The following is a 19,888-nucleotide window of genomic DNA, read 5'->3' as shown; positions in this document are numbered from 1 at the left end:
TCGATGTCGCCATCATCGGCGCCGGCGCCGCGGGCCTCGGCGCTGCGAATGCGCTGAAGAATTCCAGCCTCTCCGTCCTCGTGCTGGAAGCGCGCGACCGCGTCGGCGGCCGAGCGCACACCATCATGGCCTCGCCTGACGTCACCTTCGACGCTGGCTGCGGCTGGCTGCATTCGGCAGACGAGAATTCCTTCGTCGCGATCGCCGAGCAGCTCGGCTTCGAGATCAACCGGTCGTTGCCGCCCTGGGACGAACGCGCCTATGGCAAGGCGTTTCCGCAAGACGACCGCGACGACTTCATGCGCGCGCTGAATGCCTTCTATGACCGCGCTGAGCAGGGTGCGGTGGCCGCTGCGAAGACCGGCCGCGACTGCGCCGCCAGCCTCTATCTCGAACCCGGCAATCGCTGGAATCCGATGATCGATGCGATCTCGACCTACGTCAACGGCTGCGAGCTCGATCGGGTCTCCCTGCTCGACATGAACGCCTATGAGGACACCGACCGCAACTGGCGCATCCGCCGGGGCTACGGTGCGCTGATTGCCGCCTATGGCGCGTCATGTCCGACCGCGCTCAATTGCAAGGTAACGCTGATCGATCATTCGGCAAAGCGCGTCCGCATCGAGACCTCGCAGGGCACGCTTATGGCCGACAAGGTCATCGTCACCGTGCCGACCAATTTGATCGCCGACGAGGCGATCCGCTTTCACCCGCCCCTTGCCGGCCAAAGTCGACGCCGCGCGCGGCCTGCCGCTCGGCCTCGCCGACAAGGTGACGCTGGCGCTCGACGAGCCGGAGGCGCTGCCGAAAGAAGGCAATCTGCGCGCCGCCACCATGCGCACCGCAATGGGCACCTATCATCTGCGCCCGTTCGGCCAACCGTGCATTGAAGGCTTTTTCGGCGGCCGTTTTGCGCAATCGCTGGAAGACGCCGGCGAAGGCGCGCTCGCCGCAGAGAGCATCAACGAGATCGCCTCAATCCTCGGCAATGATTTTCGCCACAAGCTGAGGCCGCTTGCGGAATCACGCTGGGCCCACGACCCCTTCGCGCGCGGCTCCTATTCGCACGCGCTGCCCGGCCATGCGGGGGATCGGGCAGTGCTGGCCGCGCCGGTCGACGGCCGGCTGTTCTTTGCGGGAGAAGCCACCTCGCCGGAGTTTTTCTCGACCGCGCATGGGGCACGGGACAGCGGAGAGAGGGCGGCGGGCGAGATTTTGGCTGCAACCGAGGCGCTGGACTAAGCCATTTGTTGACGGAACATACCGTGAACAAGTATACATCCTGGGACGAATCACTGACAGATTGTCCATTGTTATCCCAGCGAAAGAGTCCTCATGACCCGCGCCGCTCATTCGGTCGAATTCGAAACCCTTCGGCTGAAAACGGGGCTGACCCGGTCCGAGACAGCCGATTTACTTGGCGTCACCGAGCGCACGGTTATTCGATATGAGAGCGGTGAGTCGCGGCCTTCCCCTATCGCGATCAAGTGGCTGAAGGAGCACCTGGCCCGTTTGCCGGAAAAGCGAAAGAAGCCTGCGGCGTTCAGGTTTGTTGATCTGTTTGCCGGCATAGGTGGCTTAAGAATCGGCTTCGATGCGATCGGGGGCCAATGCGTTTTCACGTCCGAATGGGACAAGTATTCCCAAATCACCTATCGGGAAAATTTCGGGAATGACCATCCGATCGCCGGGGATATCAGGGATTATTCGAAGGACCCTTCACTGATCCCCGCACATGACGTTCTTCTTGCGGGCTTCCCCTGTCAGCCCTTTTCGATTGCGGGCGTGTCGAAAAAGAATGCTCTCGGTCGGCCCCATGGTTTTCTGTGCGACACACAAGGCACCTTGTTCTTTGATCTCGCGCAAATCATTGCGCAACATCAACCACCGGCATTCCTTCTCGAGAACGTCAAGAACTTGCAGCGGCATGACAAGGGTCGCACGTTTGCGACTATCGTCAATGTTCTGCGCAACGAGCTTGGATATGAGGTGCATCATCGCGTCATCAATTCTGCTCCATGGGTTCCGCAGAAGCGCGAGCGCATCTTCATCGTCGGCTTCAAGAATGAGAGCCGGTTTAACTTCGACCAGCTTGTCGTTCCCGAACAAGGGCCAAAACTTGGATCAATTCTGGACTCGCACGATACTACTGACCCGAAATACACGCTGACTGCCCATCTCTGGAACTATCTGAAGGACTACAAGAACAAGCACGAGGCCAAGGGCAATGGGTTTGGTTACAGCCTGTTCGGGCCGGACGACGTGGCTCGCACCCTTTCAGCGCGCTACTTCAAGGACGGATCAGAAGTTCTGATCGCTCAACCACGCAAGCGACCACGCCGACTGACGCCACGTGAGTGCGCAAGGCTCATGGGCTTTAGGCACGTCGACGGGTCGGACTTTCGGATTCCGGTTTCGGACACTCAGGCGTACAGACAGTTTGGAAATGCAGTTGTCGTTCCGGTCGTCAGTTCGATTGCCGAACTTATGAAGCCGCATATTCTGAGCGCGACTGAGAATCGCGGAGCCAGAAAACCCGAAAAACAGCCGGAACTTCCGTTTATCCAAGAGCCAGAACGAGCCTTTGCTTATGGCTGACGTCGTTTCGGCCGCTGTTCGAAGCCGAATGATGGCGGGCATCCGCGGCAAAAATACCAAACCCGAACTGATCATCCGGCGCGGCTTGCATGCGCGAGGCTTTCGCTACCTGCTTCACGACAAGCGCTTGCCGGGTAAGCCCGACCTTGTGTTTCCCAAGCACCGGGCCGTAATTTTTGTCCATGGTTGCTTTTGGCATGGGCATGATTGTCATCTGTTCAAATGGCCGAAGACGAGAATAGATTTCTGGCGCAAGAAGATTAATCGTAATCGAACGGTTGATCAGACCGCGATCATTGCTCTCAAAGAGGCTGGCTGGCGATGCTGCGTTATCTGGGAGTGCGGGCTCAAAGGACGGGAGTCGCTTCCTGCGAAATCAACTATTGATAGAACTGCGCGCTGGCTCTCCTCACGCAGGGAACAACATGAGTTGCGGGGGACGAGCAAAAAATGAGACAAGGCTACCTTTCAGAGTATTTTGTGGGAGCAGCCGCAAAGACCCTCGCAGCAACAGAGATTGATCCTGAAACGTCTCGTGGTCACGAGTACCAAGGCGTAGACGCCTTTCGAGAATTCCTCGGCTCGCCCGACGGCAAGCAAAAGATTGCGGTCACATATATCAGACTTCAAGACGATACTCCCCCATTTCGACTTGAGCTTGAAGGTACGTGGTACAACAGTCGGAAAAATCAACCACGTAGGGAGCCAGAGTACAGACTCTATTATCCGGCTGCAGCTGAGGAAGTCGTTTATAAGGCTCGCGCCGGCGACACGCTGTTCTTCTGCAAGCCGAGGACAGGCCCCTTACTCGCGATGAGCTGCGCTTCGGATAGTGCCATTAGGCAGCAGTTGCTTTGGTTATTCGGCCTGCAGGCGACAGACGATAAGTTCGAAGACAATCAGCGCGACTTCCGTCGCGAGCATGGTCAAGAGCTATCGTTCACCGCCCGTTACATTCTCGAAATGATCGAGATTGAAGCAATAATTACTGAAGACGAGTGGCTTGATCTGCTCTTGAAGAAGTTTGGCCCGAGATTTCCTTCTACGGATCAATTCTCCATCTTTGTACGCAAGCACGCGCCTGACGTAAGTGCGATAGATAGCCCCGATCACGCCTTGACGACCTGGATCGAATTCGAGGAGAGGCTGTTCAGAACGCTCGAACGGCATATCGTGTCAAATCGACTTGCTGATGGCTTCATGTTGGGGAAGCGGGCTGATGTCGAAGGCTTTATCAAATTCTCTTTAAGCGTTCAAAATCGCCGCAAATCACGCGCCGGCTCCGCTCTAGAGAATCACTTAGCTACTATTTTCAGGCTGAATGAGTTGAAGTTCGAAAGAGGAGCGAAGACGGAGAACAACAACAAGCCGGACTTTCTATTTCCAGGTGCAAAGGAATATGGCCTACTCGAATTTCCGGCAAACGACCTCATCATGCTGGGCGCAAAATCCACTTGCAAAGATCGGTGGCGTCAAGTCCTGTCTGAAGCCAATAGGATTAAGACAAAGCACTTGTTTACTTTGGAGCCAGGAATTTCCGAGAATCAAACTAACGAAATGAGGGCAAAACATCTCCAGCTTGTGCTCCCGAAGCAATTGCATGAAACCTTCAAACATTCGCAACAGAAGGCCTTGATGAGTCTAACCGAGTTCGTCGAACTCGCAAGATCGCGACAGCCGCCATGACCGGTTGACTACGGGGATAAGCGGTCAAGCGAAATGGCTCGTGTCAATGTTGGGTTGGCCCATACGACTAACATATGCGCCGAATCGCTGGGTTAAATTCCCCAAAAACGGATTAGCCACGGAAGCAACTCGTGTATTCAAACTCTGCTTAAGATCAGCATACGGAATCGTCCGCAAATTCTTAAAATCAACCATTAAAGGCAATCCGTCATGCAGGGGCGGAAGAAAGTGCTGCGCTGGCTCAGATTGATTTACGAGCCTTCCAAAGAATCTGTCGGCGTCGCCCCTCTTTGAAGCGGACGATCCGGGTTGGAGCCCAGCAACATACTTCTCCCACACAGCCTTTTCCGGCTTCTGCTCGCAACGAGCCAAGAGCACGCTAACGGCCTTCTCTGTTGCCATGTCACATTGAGGAGTAAGCACGATCCAAAACTCACCGTCCAAGTCAAATAGATCACCCGTGTGCGGCCGATCTTCTAACAGAGCAGGAACAACGTAGTTCTCGAAAGGGTGCCACTTTACGTTTTCCTCCGAATCGATACCCAGAATGTCTGCAACGTGGCTCGCGTATTGCCGACTAACGATCCCAACTAGATGATTGTCATCGATACCCTTTAATCGCTCATAGGCACTCCATCGCGGCCACACTCGAAGAAAGAAAACGGTTGCACCGAGTTGCTGGATTGTCTGCCTCGCCCCAGAAAGCACGGTCATCATGTGCGAGAGGCCACCAAACCACTCAATTGCTTTCTCGTACGCGTCGCCATCTCCCTTATCGAAGATTGCCACCATTCTGTTAAACCGAGACTGATCAAAATCTGCAGGATGTCCACTGATGACAGCGGCTGGAATGCCATAATGAAATACGCACGCCTTTGCCAACTCTTCCCCGAGAAGATTTCCATTCTCGCCGGGTAGACGCAAATCCAACAAAGCCGCGTCATATCGCGATGTCCTTAGCATCTGCGTCGCAGCTTCGTATGTTTCGGCAGTTGCGAGTTCAAACTGTTTGTCGGCGTTAGCTGTGTTCCATTCTTCGAGAGCTTCCTCGAATAGCAAACGTTGAGCTTTTATGTCTTCGACAAAAAGGAGCCTCTGTGACACGTAATTACCTCACACTTGGAAAGCGTATCTCAAAACGAGTGCCCTGCCTAACATGGAGATGGCAAGCAAGAGTCGCATTGGACCTCGCGAGCCGCTTCTCTCGCAATGTTCAAGCCTAACCCAGTTCCGTTGTTCTTGAGTGTAAACCCTACGTCGAAGACTCTCTCCGCAAACTCATCCGGGATTCCCGGCCCATTATCGTCAACATAAATTATTGCTTCCCGGCTTGCCCAACGAAACGAAATGTCTATCCGAGGGTTCGGTGTTTTTGCGTCCTCAAGCCAGTGGATGGAATTGCTTACGAGATTCACGAGAGCTGTCTTTAGATCATCGGGGTATCCTGACAGCCTTATTTGCTGACCCTCCTCGTGAATCTTGGTAGCAATATTGTGACTTAGGAAAATTCCAAGGACCGCGTGCGCAACGTCAACTCCGTAAAAATCGGTTGGCGGACCGCGCCTCGAGCCAGAAAGCGGCCGAAGAGTCGAAAAGAGATTTTGGAGTTTTTCTCCACTCTCCTGGACAAGCGCCAACTTCTCCGGGAATTCTGCTTTGGTTCGCTCCGTCAAGTCGCCATTGTTGAAGAGATGATGGTATCTCTGTCGTAGTCGTTGACCCGTTTTAGCCAAGAAAGTCGCACTTGGCGCCCCTTCATGAAGAACTTCGCCAATGATTTGGCCAAGAGACGACTGCGCTTCCAAGATGCGTTGACGCTCTTCCAAATCCTCTATTTTCTCGGTCAACAGCGCCGACTGCTTTGCAATCAGTTCCTTTGCGCTCGAGCGTTTATCGGCGGGAATATTAGGCAGTAGCTTCTCAAGATTCTCAAACTCGGAAAGCTTCTTTAGTTCTTCAAAGGATGTCGTTTTCCTTCTACCAATCCCCGCATCTTCACGAAACTTGAGACGTTCAGGTTCGACCGATTGTGCAAACAAGCCCGTTATCAATCTATACAAACGCAGAAACGATGCGCTTTGCTCAAACCCCTCTCGACTGCTCTTCTCCACTAAGCCGGAGATGTTCGGATCCTCAACGGATACATATCCGGCGACCTGATTGTGACCGATCCGAAGAGTGGGATTCTGTACGCGTCGCGTATCAAGCGTAAGCCAATCATTCTCCGGATCACCATAAGGACGGACTCGAAAGCCATTCCGATAAATCGCAATACCAGAGATCTCGTCTAGTATGCGGCGAGCCTCTGTCGCGGTGACGTTTCCAAACCCCGCCTTCTTGACGGCCTCACGCACGGCGTCTGCTTCTCTATCAAAAATAGATAGGCGAACTGATACGTTTCCGCAGGGAGCCTCATCTTCCTTTAGAGGCAATGAAAGTTCGATAGGCCGCGGCGACTGACGTCCCCGACGGATTTCGATCGTTCCTTCGAAGCGACCATTAGGGTCAAATGCACCTATAACCTCGTAGTCACTTGTATCCAAGAGTGGGAAGGGCTGGACCTCGAACTGTGGCGGAGGAGCAAGGTGGTCAACACGGAAATCGTTATGTACCGGATGAACACCCAACAACTCTGCACCATCAAATCCGACGGTCTGCCTAGTGCAATCTGACAAATCTAGGTAGATGCTGAAGCGATCTTCGGTGGATTGATCCAGTGGAGATATCAACCGTCGAAGCTCCCTATACAGCCTCTCGAGCTTGGCTTCTGGCCAAGCCTCCGCCAATTCCGAAATTTCGATTGTTGTTCCCGAGGGCTGATCTGTATTTTGGATCAGGTAGTCGATGGAGATGTCGGCCAAATATGCTTCGGAATTGAATAGGTTCCAATCAAGTTCGGGAATCAAGACCTCCACTCTTTTCCCGTCTCTGACGCTCACAGAGTTTAATGCCATTTTGGAACCGAGTTTTGCTGCGGCGAACCGTCCAATGCCCTTCGATCCCATCATGCGCCGTCGTCGCAATGCGGAAAGCCGCGTCGCCGTTTTCGACGTGGTGGCCGGCTCCATCCACTTGTTCTCAATATCGGCGAGTGTCATACCGACACCATCATCCGCAAAAACTATTCTTCCCTTCCCAACCTCCAGCGGAGGTATGAACTTGATTGAGGCAAATGATGCATCCGCGTCATAAGAATTCTTGACGAGCTCTATCACTGCAGCTTCCGGGCCGCTGATTAATTGGTCGCCGATGGTTCTGATAATACGTGCTCGAGGCCGAAATCGGAGCTTTCTTTCGTTGTCAGCCGTCATACCAATCTGCCTGAAATGTTGCGCAACTCTAGCAAGAGAATGATCCGTTATCTACTCTACTTTTGATTGTGCCTTGGAGCCTTGTTCATAGCCTCGTTATTCCATCACCCTAACCCGCATCTCTGCATCAGGCACGAAGCATTTCTCGTACTTCCCGAATATCCGATACCGATTTCGCGCGACGAGACTGTAGACGGCGTCGCGCACCGGCTTCGGGACAACAAACAATGCCCGCGTCCACCGCCAGCCGGGCAGCGAGCCCAGCACCATTAATGCGGCGTCGGATTTGAAATGTGCGACGCCGCCGTGGACGACAGCATTGGTATCGGGGTCATCGGGATCGATTTTAAAAGCCTGCGCCAGCCGCGTGCCATAGGGCGACTGGATCGCGGTGAAGCGGAATCTTCGCTCCACGTCGCGGGTAGCGACGAAGCGGACCCAGCGCGAGCAGAAGACGCAGACGCCGTCATAGAGGATCACGTCATCGTCGGCCCAATGGGTCATGGGCTTGGGGTCATGGGCTTGGGGTCATCGGTTGTCCAGGGTCAGCAGCGACACCAGCATCAGGACGACGGCGGGGCCGGTCTTCACCAGCGCGCCGAGCGGCTCGATCCAGAGGTCTGGCGTCAGTATTGCCGCGCCAACCATATAACCCAGCGACGCGACGATACCTGCAACCAAGCCAATTGCCGCGGTGCGGCGGAACGCGATCAGCACGCCGATGCCCATATCCATCAGGCTGGTACCGATGGTGATGGGGGCAACCAGCGCCGGCGGAAACCCGTGGCTGCTCAGGATTCCCGCCGCAGCGTCATAGGAAATCACCAGCGCAATCAAGCCCGAGACGACCCAGAACACCACGAGGCTTGCGATCATCAACGCCTTGATCGGAAACAGCCGGGCAAACCATTTGTCCTGGATGGTCGCCAGGCGTTTTCCGGCCGTCTGTTCGATACGCTTCGGCACGATGCCGGTGGCGGCCATCCAGTCGGCGGGATCGCCGCTGACGCCGCGGCGCAGCTCCGCGATCGCGGTGGTTCGCATCGGCGGCATCCAGCCGAGCTGGTTCGCGAGATCGCCGAGCCTGGCGCCGAGATCGAGCAGGAACGCCGGCATCACAATGCGCCACCATCTGCCGGTGCCGAACACCTCGCGGAATTGATCGATCACGTCACCGAGCGTGACCGGTTGCTCCTGCATCAGGTCCCACGTCACGGCGTTCGCCTCAGAAGCATCGCGCACCGCAAGCCAGGCGATGGTCGCGGCAATGTCCTCCATGGCGATCGGCTGGAATGGCGCGGCCCGCTGGGCGGCCGGAAGATCGAACGGATACGCCGCGAGCGAGCGCACCATGGCGCTGCCGCCGTAGGCCGCGAGCGCCACCACGAAGCCCGGCCGCAGGATCGTGAACGCGACGCCGGATTCCGCGATCAGCCGTTCGGCCTCGCGCTTGGTGGTGCTGAAGGCGGTTCGGTCGGTCTCGGTCGTGCCGGGAATCGAGATATGCACCAGCCGGATCGTACGGTCGCTTTCATGGATCGCCTGCAACAGACGCGCGACGAAATCGCAATGCACGGCGGCCGTGTCGCTGCCGGGGCCGTCCTGCAGCACGCCAAGGCAATTGACGACGACATCGATGCAGTGATCGCGCAGCAGCCGCGCCAGTTGGGCTGCCTCCATCGACATAACAGGCAGTTCGAGATCGAGCGGGCCGCTCTTCTGCGAAGCGGATAATCTTCGGGCAACGCCCACGACGGAAAATCCCCGCGTGCGCAGATCATCGGTCACGAAGCGGCCGATCAAGCCGGAGGCGCCGAGCACGAGGATTTTTCGGTTACCGGCGTTCATGCCTGCCTAAAGCGGTTTGGCGATCATCAGCCAGAGAATAGTCATGACAGAGCCAAAACCGGGAATCCCAAATAGAAACCAGCGGTGGAAAAGTGCGAAATAGCGCGGCGGCAACTCCTGGTTTTGCTCGACCGCCTTGCGTGCGAGATCGCGCATTTCGATCTGCATGAAGATCACCGGCACCCAGAACAGCCCGGCGACGACATAGAGCCCGAGCGAGGTCATCAGCCAGCGCTCGCTCCACATGGTGGAGGACAGCCACATCAGCACGCCGCCACTCATCGGCTGCAGCAGCACCGCCATCAGCGTGAACAGCATGTCGGCGATCACGACGGTTTCGCCCGTGCGCGCGATGAAGGCCGCGTCCCGGCTGCGATGGGCCATCAGCATGAAGAACGCGATGCCGGCGCCGGTGCCGAGAATGACGATCGCGCCCACCACATGCAGATATTTGACGAGGAAATACAGCGTCATCGCTTCTTCGCCGTGGTTGCCGGTCGCGCCTTCAAGGCGCGATCGAGTTCACTTCCGGCGAGTTTTACCCCGCCCTCGGTTTCCACCAGCCAGTGGCCCTCGCTGCCATGGGCCGGCAGCACGCGAAAATCGGCCTTGCCGCCGGTACCACGAAACGCGTCGGCCAGTTGGCGCGAGAAAGCGGGCGAAAAGTAGCTGTCATTGGCGGCCACCAGCCAGATCACCTTCACGCGTGCGGCCTTGCCGAACTCGCCCGCCGCGGCCATCAGCGTATGCGGCGCGCAGACCCGGCCCGGAAAATCATTTGCATGCCCGCCACGCCCCGGCGCGAAAGCGATGATGGCGGCAATTTCTTTTGGGTCTTCGCCGGCCAGCGCGAGCGCGCCCCAGGCACCGGCCGAATGACCGATCACGACCATGCCCTCGGGACGGATGAAGGATTGCTTCCGCAGAAGGCCAACCGCGGCGGCGATCTCATCGGCCGTGACGCGGCCGGATTTGGCGTAATCAGCCTCGTCGCAGCCGCCCTGATCTTCGAGGTATTTTCCGCCCGTCGCGCCATGGCCCGGACGCTCGGGCACCAGCACGGCAAAACCGCGCGCGACCAGCCAGCCGGCGAGCGCGCGGTATTCGGGCTGCGGCATTTGCGCCCGTCGCAACACGTTTTGGGTGGAGGCGTGCGCGATCACGGCGAGCGGAAACGGCCCCTCGCCAGGCGGCCTGAACAGCACCGCATGCGCCGTGGTTGCGGGATCAGGAGAAGGTACCAGCCATTGCTGCAGCCGGTGCGGTTCGCCCTCCGCACCCTGGGCGCCAAGGGCGGGCTGCGCGGATGCGGCCTTCACACCGAGCGCGGCCACGAGAACCAGCGCAAAAAGCAGGTTTGGCGGATGCATGAACGGGCCTGACACAGCCGAGGGCGGGCGAATTTGCGAAGTCACCAACAGAATACCGCCGGCGAATCAAATCCAGCCCATTTTTCCGTGAACGGTATTCGCGGAGACGTTTCCGCAGGTAGTTCTGACAACCATTTCGCCCGGCATTTTTCGGCAAATACCGTTAAGGACAGGTCCGCTGTCCTCTTTCGGTACAGAACAACAAAAACTGATGCAGAAAATCCACAGGTTAACCGATAATTAACGATGGACCTTGAAGACGGCCCGCCGACTTGCTTTGATCAGGTCATGAGCACAACCCTGATCGAGGTCCGACCGGCCAAGGCTGCAGACGCAGCCGCGGTGGCGTCTACCCATGATGAAGCCTGGCGTTCCGCCTATCAGGGCATCATTCCCGGCGCCGAGCTCGAAAAACTCATCAACCGTCGCGGCCCGCAATGGTGGGACAGCGCGATCCGCAAAGGCAGCCGCGTCAGCGTGCTGGTATTCGGCGACAAGGTCGCGGGCTACGCCAATTACGGCCGCAACCGCGCCCGCAGCCTGCATTTCGAAGGCGAGATCTACGAGCTCTATCTGCGGCCGGAATTCCAGGGCCTCGGCTTCGGCCGCCGCCTCTTCACCGCTGCCCGGCGCGATTTGATGCAGAGCGGGCTGAAGAGCATGGTGATCTGGGCGCTGTCTGACAACGACCCGGCGACGGAATTCTACCGTGCGCTCGGCGGCCGGATGGTGGCACGCTCCTCGGAGAAGTTCGGGCCGAAGTCGCTCGACAAAGTCGCTTTCGCCTGGACCAACTGAGTCTGTTCTATTTTCTTTGGATTTGAGCATGGTCTCCGCGCAAGCGTTTGCGTTTGTCGCGACGAAAAGGCGTGCCGACTTTTCCCGATCAGGCTGTATTTGAGGCTTCCCCCTGCTGCACTGCGGGGCTAAACCGGCGCTAACGCGCGCCCGGTTCAGGGCGCATCCCTCAACACCAAGCGGAGCCCTTTATGCGCATTGACGCCATTCCGATCGGAGTAAATCCGCCACACGACGTCAACGTCATCGTCGAGGTGCCGGTTGGCGGCGAGCCGATCAAATATGAAATGGACAAGGAAGCCGGCACGCTGGTGGTCGACCGCTTCCTCTATACGGCGATGCGCTACCCCGGCAATTACGGCTTCATCCCGCACACGCTGTCGGGCGACGGCGACCCCTGCGACGTGCTGGTCGCCAATACCCGCGCGATCGTGCCGGGCGCCGTGATGAGCGTGCGCCCCGTGGGCGTGTTGCTGATGGAGGACGAGGCCGGCGGCGACGAGAAGATCATCGCAGTGCCATCTTCCAAGCTGACCCAGCGCTACGACAAGGTCAGGACCTACAGCGACCTTCCCGACATCACGCTGCAGCAGATCCAGCACTTCTTCGAGCACTACAAGGATCTCGAGAAGGGCAAATGGGTGAAGGTGCTGCGCTGGGGCGGCGCCGAGGACGCCCACCGGCTGATCCTGGAAGGCATCGAACGGGCGAAGGCAAAGAAATAGGCGGCGCTTCCAATGCCGTCATTGCCTGCGACAAACGCAAAGCGTTTGCGCAAGGGAGCGCTAGCGACGAAGCAATCCATTTGACCGCTTGTTGCGCTATGGATTGCTTCGCTTCGCTCGCAATGACGGGGGAAACAACACCATGCGCCGGCTGATCCGTGTCATCCGCAACATCCTGCTGTTCGCGATCGCTGTCATCATCATCCTCACCGGCATCCTTGCATTCAACACCCTCACCCTCGGTTCGCGGCAGCTTCAGGTGGCGGCCGTGCCGCGCGCCGAGGTCGACGCACAGGCGTCGGCCAGGCGCCTGTCCGAAGCGATCCGCTTCCGGACCATTTCCAGCAACGAAAAGCCCGACCAGCACGCCGAAGCACTCCGCGGCATGCGCGCGCATATCGAAAAGAGCTTCCCGGCATTTCATGCCGCAGCGAAACGCGAAATCGTCGGTCGCTACAGCCTGCTCTACACATGGGCAGGCTCCGATCCGAGGGCGCAGCCGATCGCATTCCTCGCGCATCAGGATGTCGTGCCGGTGGCACCGGGCACCGAGAAGGATTGGCAACAGCCGCCTTTTGACGGCGTGATCGCCGACGGCTTCATCTGGGGCCGCGGCTCCTGGGACGACAAGGGCAACCTCTATTCGATGCTTGAGGCTGCCGAAGCCATGGTCAAGGCCGGTTTCCGCCCCAAACGCACGATCTATTTCGCGTTCGGCCATGACGAGGAAACGGCCGGCACCGCGGGAGCCAAATCGATCGCAGCGTTACTCGCCTCGCGTGGCATCCGCCTCGACTTCGTGATCGACGAGGGCCTGTTGATCACCGAAGGCATCATGAAGGGGCTCGACAAGCCGGCGGCGCTGATCGGTGTTGCCGAAAAGGGCTATGCCACGCTGGTGCTGAACGCGCAGGCCACGTCCGGCCATTCGTCGATGCCGCCGCGCGATACCGCGATCGGCATGATGAGCGCGGCGCTGACGCGGCTGGAGGACCATCGGCTACCGATGCAGATCCACAGCACGGTCGCGGAGATGTTCGACACGCTGGCGCCCGAGATGTCCGGCTTCAACCGCGTGGTGCTGTCGAACCTCTGGCTGTTCAGGCCGCTGTTGCTGCGCGAGTTCGAAAAGAGCGGGCCGACGGAAGCAATGGTGCGCACCACCACGGCGCTGACGATCTTCAACGCCGGCGACAAGGACAATGTGTTGCCCGGCAATGCCGAGGCGACGATCAACTTCCGACTGATCCCCGGCGACACGCAAGGGAGCGTGATCGATCACGTGCGCGGCACGATTGCCAATGACCGTATTTCCATCAAACCGTTTCCCGGCAACACCGACCCGCCGCCGGTGACGGCAATCTCAAGCCCGTCGTTCCAGATGCTCAACCGGACCATCCGGGAAATCTATCCGGACGTGATCGTCGCGCCCGGCCTGATGGTCGCCGCCACCGACTCGCGCCACTACACAGGCATTACGGACAAGATTTTCCGCTTCTCGCCGGTGCGTGCCAATTCGGAAGACCTGAAGCGCTTCCACGGCACCAACGAGCGCCTTCCCGTCGAGGGCTATGCCGACATGATCCGGTTTTATCGGCGGCTGATCGAGAACGCTGCAGGGTAGCTGTGATCGCTCCCTCGCCCCGTTCTTCACGGGGAGAGGGAGAAACCCCAACTCACACACCCGGCTTCGGCAGCCCGTGAATCGCACACGCCGCGCGCAGCGTATTCACCAGCAGGCACGCCACCGTCATCTGCCCGACGCCGCCGGGCACCGGCGTGATGGCGCCTGCGACCTCGGCGACTTCCTTAAACGCGACGTCGCCGACGAGGCGGGTCTTGCCGTCGGGCAATGGCGTGCGGTTGATACCGACATCGATCACGGTGGCACCGGGCTTGATCCAGCCGGCGCGCACCATCTCTGGTCGGCCTACGGCAGCATAGACCAGATCGGCACGGGCGCAGAGTTGCGGCAGATCCTTTGAGCGCGAATGCGCAATCGTCACCGTGGCATTTTCATTGAGCAGCAATTGCACCAGGGGGCGGCCGACCAGGTTGGAGCGGCCGATCACGATGGCATTCATGCCTTCCAGCGAAGCATGCACGCTCTTGGTCAGGATGATGCAGCCGAGCGGCGTGCATGGCGACAGCGCGGCAAAGCCGCCCGCCAGCCGGCCGGCATTGTTGGGATGCAAGCCGTCGACATCCTTGGCGGGATCGATCGCGTTGATGACCGTTTCGGTGTGGATCGATTTCGGCAGCGGCAACTGCACGAGAATGCCGTGCACGGTCGGATCGCCATTGAGCCTTGCGATCAGCGCCAGCAGATCGGCCTGCGCCACATCGGCGGGCAGCTTGTGCTCGAACGAGGCCATGCCGGCGGCCTGCGTCTGCGTCTGCTTGCTGCGGACATAGACCTCGCTGGCAGGATCGTTGCCGACCAGCACCACGGCAAGGCCCGGCGTGAGCTGATGCTCGCGTTTGACCCGCGCGACCTCGTCGGCGACCCGGGTGCGAAGCTCCGCCGCAATGATCTTTCCGTCGATAATGCGTGCCGTCATCTCAATCCTTCGTCTTTTCCGGCTTGGCTGCGGCCGCCTTTCGCAGCGTTTCGCCGAGAATTTTAGGATCGCCGGCGACGGCAACCTGCTTGAGGCGCGAGGTCGTCCCCGAAAGGATCTTCACCCGCGCCTTCGGCACGCCGAGAATCTTCGCCAGCAGTTCCATCACCGCGCGGTTGGCCTCGCCGCCATCGGCAATGGCGCGAACACGCACCTTGACCACGGAACGGCCGTCGGCGAGCGTTTCAATGCCGTCGATGTCGTCACGACCGCCGCGCGGCGTCACCCGCAGCGCGACGCTGATGCCGTCGGTGGAATAGCGCCAGGGATCCACCGCCGCTCACGTGAAGTAAGGCGCCACGTTATACGCGATGAGCTTTTGAACCAGGATAATGCACAGGATCAGGATGATCGGCGAGATGTCGAGCCCCCCCAGATTGGGCATGAACCTGCGAATCGGCGCCAGCGCCGGCTCGGTGATCCGGTACAGGAATTCCGCCACCGCCGCCACGAACTGGTTGCGGGTGTTGACGACATTGAAGGCGATCAGCCAGGACAGAATCGCGGAGGCGATCAGCAGCCAGACATAGAGGTCCAAGACGATAAGAATGACTTCCAGGATAGCGCGCATGTGGCGGGGGCTCGCGAGGAGGGATATCCAGCTAGATATCGGTTCATTCCCCCGCAAACAAGGGAAGTTCCCGGCAAAATGACGTCAAAATCAACCGTTTCAGATTTCTTGCACCGTTCTTGACTTGGCCTTGGGCCGGATTGTAAATGGCGCCGATTGTCGATCGCTTCGGGTCACTTCGAGGCGGTCGCGACGGGGCCATAGCTCAGCTGGGAGAGCGCGTCGTTCGCAATGACGAGGTCGGCGGTTCGATCCCGCCTGGCTCCACCACGCTTCGCCCTTCGGGCTACGCGTGGCGCAGCCACGCAAGAGCCTGAAGGGCGAAGCGTGGTGCCCGGCATAGCCCGCAGGGCGACGACGGGCTGGATCCGCAATCTCCCCCCTCACTTCCCCGTAAACTTCGGCGCCCGCTTCTCCACAAAACTCGCCACGCCCTCCCGGAAATCGCTCCCCTTCAGCGCGATCTGCATTTCGCGGTTGGCGTCGATGGTGGCTTCGGCCAGCGTCTGGAACGGCACGTCGTAGAGCTGCCGCTTGATCACCGAAATCGCGCTGGGCGAGACGAAATCGGCGAGATCCCGCGCATAGGCATAGGTCTGCTCGCGCAACTGGTCCGGCGGATAGAGGCGGTTGACCAGCCCGATCCGCAGCGCCTCCTCGCTGGTGACCCGCCGCGCGGACATCAGCAAATCGAGCGCATTGGCGTGGCCGACGATGCGCGGCAGCATCCAGCTGATGCCGTGCTCGGCGATCAGCCCACGGCGCGCAAACGAGGTGGTGAAGACGGTATTGTCGGCGGCAAAACGCAGGTCGCAATAGAGCGCATGGACGAGGCCGATGCCGGCGGTGGCGCCGTTCAGCATGCCGATCACGGGCTTCGGGATCGCCGGATAATAGGCGTAGCGCGTCTGCCAGTCCGCCCGTCGGTTCATGTCGAACGGCGGCGTGTTCTCGCCGCGACGGATCTCGTTGGGATCGATGCCCTGCAAGGCTTCCATGTCGGCGCCGGCGCAGAAGGCGCGACCGGCGCCGGTGAGCACGATGACGCGGACGCTGTCATCACCGGCCGCCGCCTCCATCGCGTGGCGCACGTCGCGCTCCATGGTCACGGTCCACGCATTCATGCGGTCGGGCCGGTTGAGCGTGACGGTCGCGATCTTGTCGATCACCTCGTAGAGAATATGCTGATAGGTCATCGCGATCTCCCTGTCGTTTCTGTCATTGACGTTTCGCGCGCGAGCCCTTGGGCCGCGCCAGATAATCCTGTGTTTCCGGACGCTCGCTGAGCCATCCGGTCCAGCGCCGGAATACTTTTTCCATCCGCGCCGGCTCGACGCCGAGTTGCGTCATCGCGACGCCGCCATTGACGGACTCGCGATACTCCGCGATCAGCCCGTCACGCACGAGAAAGCGGCTCATGCCGTCGATCACCACGCGCCGCCCCTTGAACTGCGGAATCGTCGACGTGAAGCTCGACAGCGACCACGCATAGCCCTGGCGTCCGTCGAAGACGGGATCGAACATTTCCCAGCGATAATCGGTGGCGTCGCGATGAAACAGGTTCTGCATCATATGCGCGATGTCGGCGCGGCCTCGATGCGGGCCGTAGATGTAGTCGTGATAGACGGCGTCTTCGGTGAAATGGTCGGCGAAGCCCGCGCCATCGCCTGACTCCGCCGACAGCGTGAAATCACTGAGCAGCGATGCAAACTCGTCGCCGGTCATGTCGCCTCCCATTCGCCTGCTGGTATCCGCAGGCTTCAGGCAGCGACTCTATCACATCCCGGAATTTTGAAAGATGTTCGGACGCGCGGGAAAATTCCGCGTGGCGGCTATTCGGCGGCATCCAGCATGAGCGCGCGCGGCGCGCACGCGATCCAGCCCGCAATGAAATTCTTCAACCACGCCCGTTCGATCACGTCGTGCACCGCGCGGCCTTCGAAGTGAAGGTGACGCGGTTGCGCGCCCGGCGACTCCATGCGGACGCATCCGCGCGTGGTCCAGCGATGCATCATGGCGTAGGTCACATCGGGATGAAACTGGAAGCCGAACGCATGACCGTGCTGATACGCCTGCACCGGAAAGTCGTCGCCTTCGGCGAGCAGCTTTGCGCCGCGAGGCAGTTGAAATCCTTCGCCGTGCCAGTGATAGACACGCTCCGGCCAGTCCGGGCATAGCGCATATCCGGCCTCCGTCGGCCGGATCGGATAGTAGCCGATCTCGACCCGGCCTTCATGATGCGGTGCGACCTGCGCGCCTAATTGTTTGGCAAGCATCTGCGCGCCCAGGCAGATGCCGAGAAACGGTCGCTGCTCGCGCAGGGGGATTTCGATCCAATCGATCTCGCGTCGGACATAATCGTCGGAGTCGTTGGCGCTCATCGGGCCGCCGAAGATGACCGCGCCGGCGTGCTGGTCCATCGTTTCCGGCAACGGATCGCCGAACCGTGGGCGTCGGATGTCGAGGGGGTGGCCGAGCGTCCGCAGCGCATTGCCGACCCGTCCCGGCGTCGAGGTCTCCTGGTGCAGAACGATCAGGACCGGCTTGAGGAGGGCCGGGTCAGCCGCACCCAACGTGGGTCTGCCCGGAAAGGGCAGCACGTTTTCGTCATTATTGTTCGACCGGAACGACATCGACGTTGCTCTGGCACCTCAAACCGAAACCATACCTAAGTGAGTCTTAATTTCGCGTGAGTTCACGCACACATCAAAAAGTGGAAGCAAGCCGCGGGCCAAACGCGGCCTGCGCGCGCGTGCTCGGCACACGCGCGCTTTTGCCCGCAAAAACCCGGGATTTTCTCAGCGCTGGCGGAGTTGAAAGCGGCCGACCGCGCCGAGGATAAAGGAGCGTGGAAACAACCGGAGCAGGAACGGCACGATCTTGATGCCCAGGCCAGGCAGCACTGCCCGTTTGTTCGCCATCAACCCGCTATAGGCCTGCTGTGCGACCGCAGCCGGCGAGACGTTGAGGATCGCCGAATCAAATCCGGGCCTGAATCCGGCCCGCGCCTGAAATTCCGACGGCACCGGGCCGGGACACAACACCGTCACGCGCACGCCATGTGGCGCCAACTCCGCGCGCATGGCCTCGGTGAACGACAGCACAAAGGCCTTGGACGCGTAATAGACCGCCATTCCCGGCCCCGGCAGAAAGCCGGCGATCGAGCCGACATTGAGGAGGCCGCCGCGATTGCGGATCAGGTGATCGGAGAACCGCAGCGACAGGTCGGTGAGCGCGCGGACGTTGACGGCGATGATCTCGAGTTGATTGGACCGATCTCGCTGGATCGCTCGGCCGAACACGCCGAATCCAGCGTTGTTGACGATGTATTCGACCTCGACGCCGGAGGCAGTCAACGCCTCGGCAATCCTGTCGCCGCAATCGGGTTGCGCAAGGTCGCAAGGAATGACGATCGGCGCTGCGCCGCCCGCCGTCTTGATTTCACTCGCCAGCGCTTCCAGGCGCTCTGCGCGCCGTGCCACCAGCGCCACGCGATGACCCTTTGATGCAAAAACGCGCGCCAGCTCGGTGCCTATGCCCGCCGATGCACCGGTTATCAGCGTCACACGCTCAGTCACGATCGAATGCTCTTGAAAATCAATTGGAGGTTATGCCGCCAGCATTGGAACGAGAGCATAGGCGCGTGGTGTGGCGCAAGCCACCCCTCAAACATGGCGCCATGCAGGCCCGCGTGCCGCGCACGCTGAATTCTCTATGTTTTCAGGCTTATCGCGCGTTGGCGCAGCCGATTGCGCCGCAGATTAAAGTTTCGTCATCTGCAATGACGCGTGGCTCGCGCCGCGTATCGTCACATCGCCGCATCTTCGGCCTTCGGCGCGTCCGCAGAAGAGGCCGACCGCCGCTCCGCCACCTGATGCTTGAGATCGATCCGGTCGCGCGATGAAATACCGAGCAGATCAGCCGCGCGCCAGACGACGTTATCCTCGAACTCGCTGACCTGGCCGTCCGCGTATACCAGCTCCCACATCATCTCGATGATGCGGAGCCGGCCCTCCTCATTGACCGAACGCATGATGACGCTGGTGAAATGATAGAGATCGACCGCCTCGCCTTCGGCCCGCGTCGCCGACGCGATCAAATGATCCGCTGTACCGGGATCGAGCTTGAAGCGGCTCTCGATCAAACTGTGCAGTTTGCGCTTCTCGATCGCGCTCGGCTCGCCATCGAGCGAGACGACGTGAACCAGCAGCGCCGTCGCCGCCAGGAGATATCCGGTATCGTCGAACGACAGATCCGAATCCGCGCTGGGCGCAACGATGTCGGCAATGAATTGGCGCAGTCCGTCGAGCATCAATCTACCCTGCAAAGTCGTGAAAGCCGTTTGGTGAATATGGGTCGC

General features: G+C 59.5%; 20 protein-coding genes, 1 tRNA gene and 1 pseudogene. 8 read left to right on the top strand and 14 right to left on the bottom strand.

Features of this window, described 5'->3' with window-relative positions; genetic code table 11:
• The first annotated feature begins 53 nt into the window (after nt 1-53).
• The 4 genes and pseudogenes from V1294_RS04080 to V1294_RS04065 all read left to right on the top strand — a co-directional run bounded on the left by V1294_RS04080 (nt 54) and on the right by V1294_RS04065 (nt 4,284).
• Nucleotides 54-1,242: pseudogene (locus V1294_RS04080) on the top strand (flavin monoamine oxidase family protein).
• A gap of 93 nt (nt 1,243-1,335) precedes the next feature.
• Nucleotides 1,336-2,598 (top strand): DNA (cytosine-5-)-methyltransferase, encoded by a 1,263-nt coding sequence (gene dcm / locus V1294_RS04075; RefSeq protein WP_334495316.1) that lies wholly within the window; start codon nt 1,336-1,338, stop codon nt 2,596-2,598.
• On the top strand, nt 2,591-3,052 hold the full coding sequence (locus V1294_RS04070; RefSeq protein ID WP_334495314.1) for a very short patch repair endonuclease: 462 nt from the start codon (nt 2,591-2,593) through the stop codon (nt 3,050-3,052). The genes dcm and V1294_RS04070 overlap by 8 nt, the downstream gene beginning before the upstream one ends.
• On the top strand, nt 3,049-4,284 hold the full coding sequence (locus V1294_RS04065) for a type II restriction endonuclease (RefSeq protein ID WP_334495312.1): 1,236 nt from the start codon (nt 3,049-3,051) through the stop codon (nt 4,282-4,284). Before V1294_RS04070 ends, V1294_RS04065 begins: the two co-directional genes overlap by 4 nt.
• A 24-nt stretch (nt 4,285-4,308) precedes the next feature.
• Here the strand turns inward: V1294_RS04065 and V1294_RS04060 are convergent, their stop codons facing one another.
• From V1294_RS04060 to V1294_RS04035, 6 genes are all read right to left on the bottom strand, one after another.
• The gene (locus V1294_RS04060) at nt 4,309-5,388 is read right to left on the bottom strand and encodes a response regulator (RefSeq protein WP_334495311.1); all 1,080 of its coding nucleotides are present in this window, start codon (nt 5,386-5,388) and stop codon (nt 4,309-4,311) included.
• Nucleotides 5,389-5,435: 47 nt separating this feature from the next.
• Nucleotides 5,436-7,595, bottom strand: coding sequence for an ATP-binding protein (locus V1294_RS04055; protein WP_334495310.1), 2,160 nt, complete (start codon nt 7,593-7,595; stop codon nt 5,436-5,438).
• A gap of 96 nt (nt 7,596-7,691) precedes the next feature.
• The gene (locus tag V1294_RS04050; protein ID WP_334495308.1) at nt 7,692-8,099 is read right to left on the bottom strand and encodes a thiol-disulfide oxidoreductase DCC family protein; all 408 of its coding nucleotides are present in this window, start codon (nt 8,097-8,099) and stop codon (nt 7,692-7,694) included.
• A gap of 24 nt (nt 8,100-8,123) precedes the next feature.
• Nucleotides 8,124-9,443, bottom strand: coding sequence for an SDR family oxidoreductase (locus V1294_RS04045; protein ID WP_334495307.1), 1,320 nt, complete (start codon nt 9,441-9,443; stop codon nt 8,124-8,126).
• Between the two features lie 6 nt (nt 9,444-9,449).
• Nucleotides 9,450-9,917, bottom strand: a complete 468-nt coding sequence (locus tag V1294_RS04040; RefSeq protein WP_334495305.1) for a DUF2269 family protein — start codon at nt 9,915-9,917, stop codon at nt 9,450-9,452.
• Nucleotides 9,914-10,813 (bottom strand): alpha/beta hydrolase family protein, encoded by a 900-nt coding sequence (locus V1294_RS04035; protein ID WP_334495304.1) that lies wholly within the window; start codon nt 10,811-10,813, stop codon nt 9,914-9,916. Before V1294_RS04035 ends, V1294_RS04040 begins: the two co-directional genes overlap by 4 nt.
• Nucleotides 10,814-11,101: 288 nt before the next feature.
• On the opposite strand from V1294_RS04035, the gene V1294_RS04030 reads away from it, so the two are divergent.
• The 3 genes from V1294_RS04030 (at nt 11,102) to V1294_RS04020 (ending at nt 13,960) form a co-directional block, all read left to right on the top strand.
• A complete protein-coding gene (locus tag V1294_RS04030) occupies nt 11,102-11,611 on the top strand; it encodes a GNAT family N-acetyltransferase (protein ID WP_108520852.1) in 510 nt (169 codons plus the stop codon).
• A gap of 191 nt (nt 11,612-11,802) precedes the next feature.
• Nucleotides 11,803-12,336: an inorganic diphosphatase gene (ppa, locus tag V1294_RS04025; protein WP_334487911.1), complete on the top strand. Its 534-nt coding sequence runs from the start codon at nt 11,803-11,805 to the stop codon at nt 12,334-12,336.
• 142 nt (nt 12,337-12,478) lie between these two features.
• Nucleotides 12,479-13,960, top strand: a complete 1,482-nt coding sequence (locus tag V1294_RS04020; protein ID WP_334495302.1) for a M20 family peptidase — start codon at nt 12,479-12,481, stop codon at nt 13,958-13,960.
• Nucleotides 13,961-14,012: 52 nt separating this feature from the next.
• Here the strand turns inward: V1294_RS04020 and folD are convergent, their stop codons facing one another.
• From folD to V1294_RS04005, 3 genes are read right to left on the bottom strand one after another with little or no spacing between them, the layout of a single operon-like run.
• Nucleotides 14,013-14,897 (bottom strand): bifunctional methylenetetrahydrofolate dehydrogenase/methenyltetrahydrofolate cyclohydrolase FolD, encoded by an 885-nt coding sequence (folD, locus tag V1294_RS04015; protein WP_334495300.1) that lies wholly within the window; start codon nt 14,895-14,897, stop codon nt 14,013-14,015.
• Between the two features lies 1 nt (nt 14,898).
• Complete coding sequence (locus V1294_RS04010) at nt 14,899-15,231, bottom strand: DUF167 domain-containing protein (protein ID WP_334495298.1); 333 nt, start codon at nt 15,229-15,231, stop codon at nt 14,899-14,901.
• Between the two features lie 6 nt (nt 15,232-15,237).
• Entirely contained in the window at nt 15,238-15,528 is a 291-nt protein-coding gene (locus V1294_RS04005; RefSeq protein WP_334487902.1) for a YggT family protein, read from the bottom strand.
• A gap of 194 nt (nt 15,529-15,722) precedes the next feature.
• On the opposite strand from V1294_RS04005, the gene V1294_RS04000 reads away from it, so the two are divergent.
• A tRNA-Ala gene (locus V1294_RS04000) sits at nt 15,723-15,798 on the top strand.
• 113 nt (nt 15,799-15,911) lie between these two features.
• On the opposite strand, the gene V1294_RS03995 is transcribed toward V1294_RS04000, so the two are convergent.
• The 5 genes from V1294_RS03995 to V1294_RS03975 all read right to left on the bottom strand — a co-directional run bounded on the left by V1294_RS03995 (nt 15,912) and on the right by V1294_RS03975 (nt 19,840).
• Entirely contained in the window at nt 15,912-16,724 is an 813-nt protein-coding gene (locus V1294_RS03995) for an enoyl-CoA hydratase (RefSeq protein WP_334495296.1), read from the bottom strand.
• Between the two features lie 22 nt (nt 16,725-16,746).
• Nucleotides 16,747-17,253: a nuclear transport factor 2 family protein gene (locus V1294_RS03990; protein WP_334495294.1), complete on the bottom strand. Its 507-nt coding sequence runs from the start codon at nt 17,251-17,253 to the stop codon at nt 16,747-16,749.
• A 107-nt stretch (nt 17,254-17,360) separates the two neighbouring features.
• Nucleotides 17,361-18,161: a glutamine amidotransferase gene (locus tag V1294_RS03985; RefSeq protein WP_334495292.1), complete on the bottom strand. Its 801-nt coding sequence runs from the start codon at nt 18,159-18,161 to the stop codon at nt 17,361-17,363.
• A gap of 165 nt (nt 18,162-18,326) precedes the next feature.
• Complete coding sequence (locus tag V1294_RS03980; protein ID WP_334495290.1) at nt 18,327-19,106, bottom strand: SDR family NAD(P)-dependent oxidoreductase; 780 nt, start codon at nt 19,104-19,106, stop codon at nt 18,327-18,329.
• Between the two features lie 230 nt (nt 19,107-19,336).
• Complete coding sequence (locus tag V1294_RS03975) at nt 19,337-19,840, bottom strand: tellurite resistance TerB family protein (protein ID WP_334487890.1); 504 nt, start codon at nt 19,838-19,840, stop codon at nt 19,337-19,339.
• Nucleotides 19,841-19,888 lie beyond the last annotated feature (48 nt).

It is taken from the genome of Bradyrhizobium sp. AZCC 1678 (assembly GCF_036924765.1).
Taxonomy (GTDB): domain Bacteria; phylum Pseudomonadota; class Alphaproteobacteria; order Rhizobiales; family Xanthobacteraceae; genus Bradyrhizobium; species Bradyrhizobium algeriense.
Note: the sequence above shows the minus strand (reverse complement) of the source record. Positions and strands in the feature narration are given on the sequence as shown.

Excerpts from the sequence above, each read along its gene's own strand:
- dcm (WP_334495316.1), top strand. The coding sequence starts at position 1,336 with ATGACCCGCGCCGCTCATTCGGTCGAATTCGAAACCCTTCGGCTGAAA.
- V1294_RS04070 (WP_334495314.1), top strand. The coding sequence starts at position 2,591 with ATGGCTGACGTCGTTTCGGCCGCTGTTCGAAGCCGAATGATGGCGGGC.
- V1294_RS04065 (WP_334495312.1), top strand. The coding sequence starts at position 3,049 with ATGAGACAAGGCTACCTTTCAGAGTATTTTGTGGGAGCAGCCGCAAAG.
- V1294_RS04055 (WP_334495310.1), bottom strand. The coding sequence starts at position 7,595 with ATGACGGCTGACAACGAAAGAAAGCTCCGATTTCGGCCTCGAGCACGT.
- V1294_RS04050 (WP_334495308.1), bottom strand. The coding sequence starts at position 8,099 with ATGACCCATTGGGCCGACGATGACGTGATCCTCTATGACGGCGTCTGC.
- V1294_RS04045 (WP_334495307.1), bottom strand. The coding sequence starts at position 9,443 with ATGAACGCCGGTAACCGAAAAATCCTCGTGCTCGGCGCCTCCGGCTTG.
- V1294_RS04040 (WP_334495305.1), bottom strand. The coding sequence starts at position 9,917 with ATGACGCTGTATTTCCTCGTCAAATATCTGCATGTGGTGGGCGCGATC.
- V1294_RS04035 (WP_334495304.1), bottom strand. The coding sequence starts at position 10,813 with ATGCATCCGCCAAACCTGCTTTTTGCGCTGGTTCTCGTGGCCGCGCTC.
- V1294_RS04030 (WP_108520852.1), top strand. The coding sequence starts at position 11,102 with ATGAGCACAACCCTGATCGAGGTCCGACCGGCCAAGGCTGCAGACGCA.
- ppa (WP_334487911.1), top strand. The coding sequence starts at position 11,803 with ATGCGCATTGACGCCATTCCGATCGGAGTAAATCCGCCACACGACGTC.
- V1294_RS04020 (WP_334495302.1), top strand. The coding sequence starts at position 12,479 with ATGCGCCGGCTGATCCGTGTCATCCGCAACATCCTGCTGTTCGCGATC.
- folD (WP_334495300.1), bottom strand. The coding sequence starts at position 14,897 with ATGACGGCACGCATTATCGACGGAAAGATCATTGCGGCGGAGCTTCGC.
- V1294_RS04005 (WP_334487902.1), bottom strand. The coding sequence starts at position 15,528 with ATGCGCGCTATCCTGGAAGTCATTCTTATCGTCTTGGACCTCTATGTC.
- V1294_RS03995 (WP_334495296.1), bottom strand. The coding sequence starts at position 16,724 with ATGACCTATCAGCATATTCTCTACGAGGTGATCGACAAGATCGCGACC.
- V1294_RS03990 (WP_334495294.1), bottom strand. The coding sequence starts at position 17,253 with ATGACCGGCGACGAGTTTGCATCGCTGCTCAGTGATTTCACGCTGTCG.
- V1294_RS03985 (WP_334495292.1), bottom strand. The coding sequence starts at position 18,161 with ATGTCGTTCCGGTCGAACAATAATGACGAAAACGTGCTGCCCTTTCCG.
- V1294_RS03975 (WP_334487890.1), bottom strand. The coding sequence starts at position 19,840 with ATGCTCGACGGACTGCGCCAATTCATTGCCGACATCGTTGCGCCCAGC.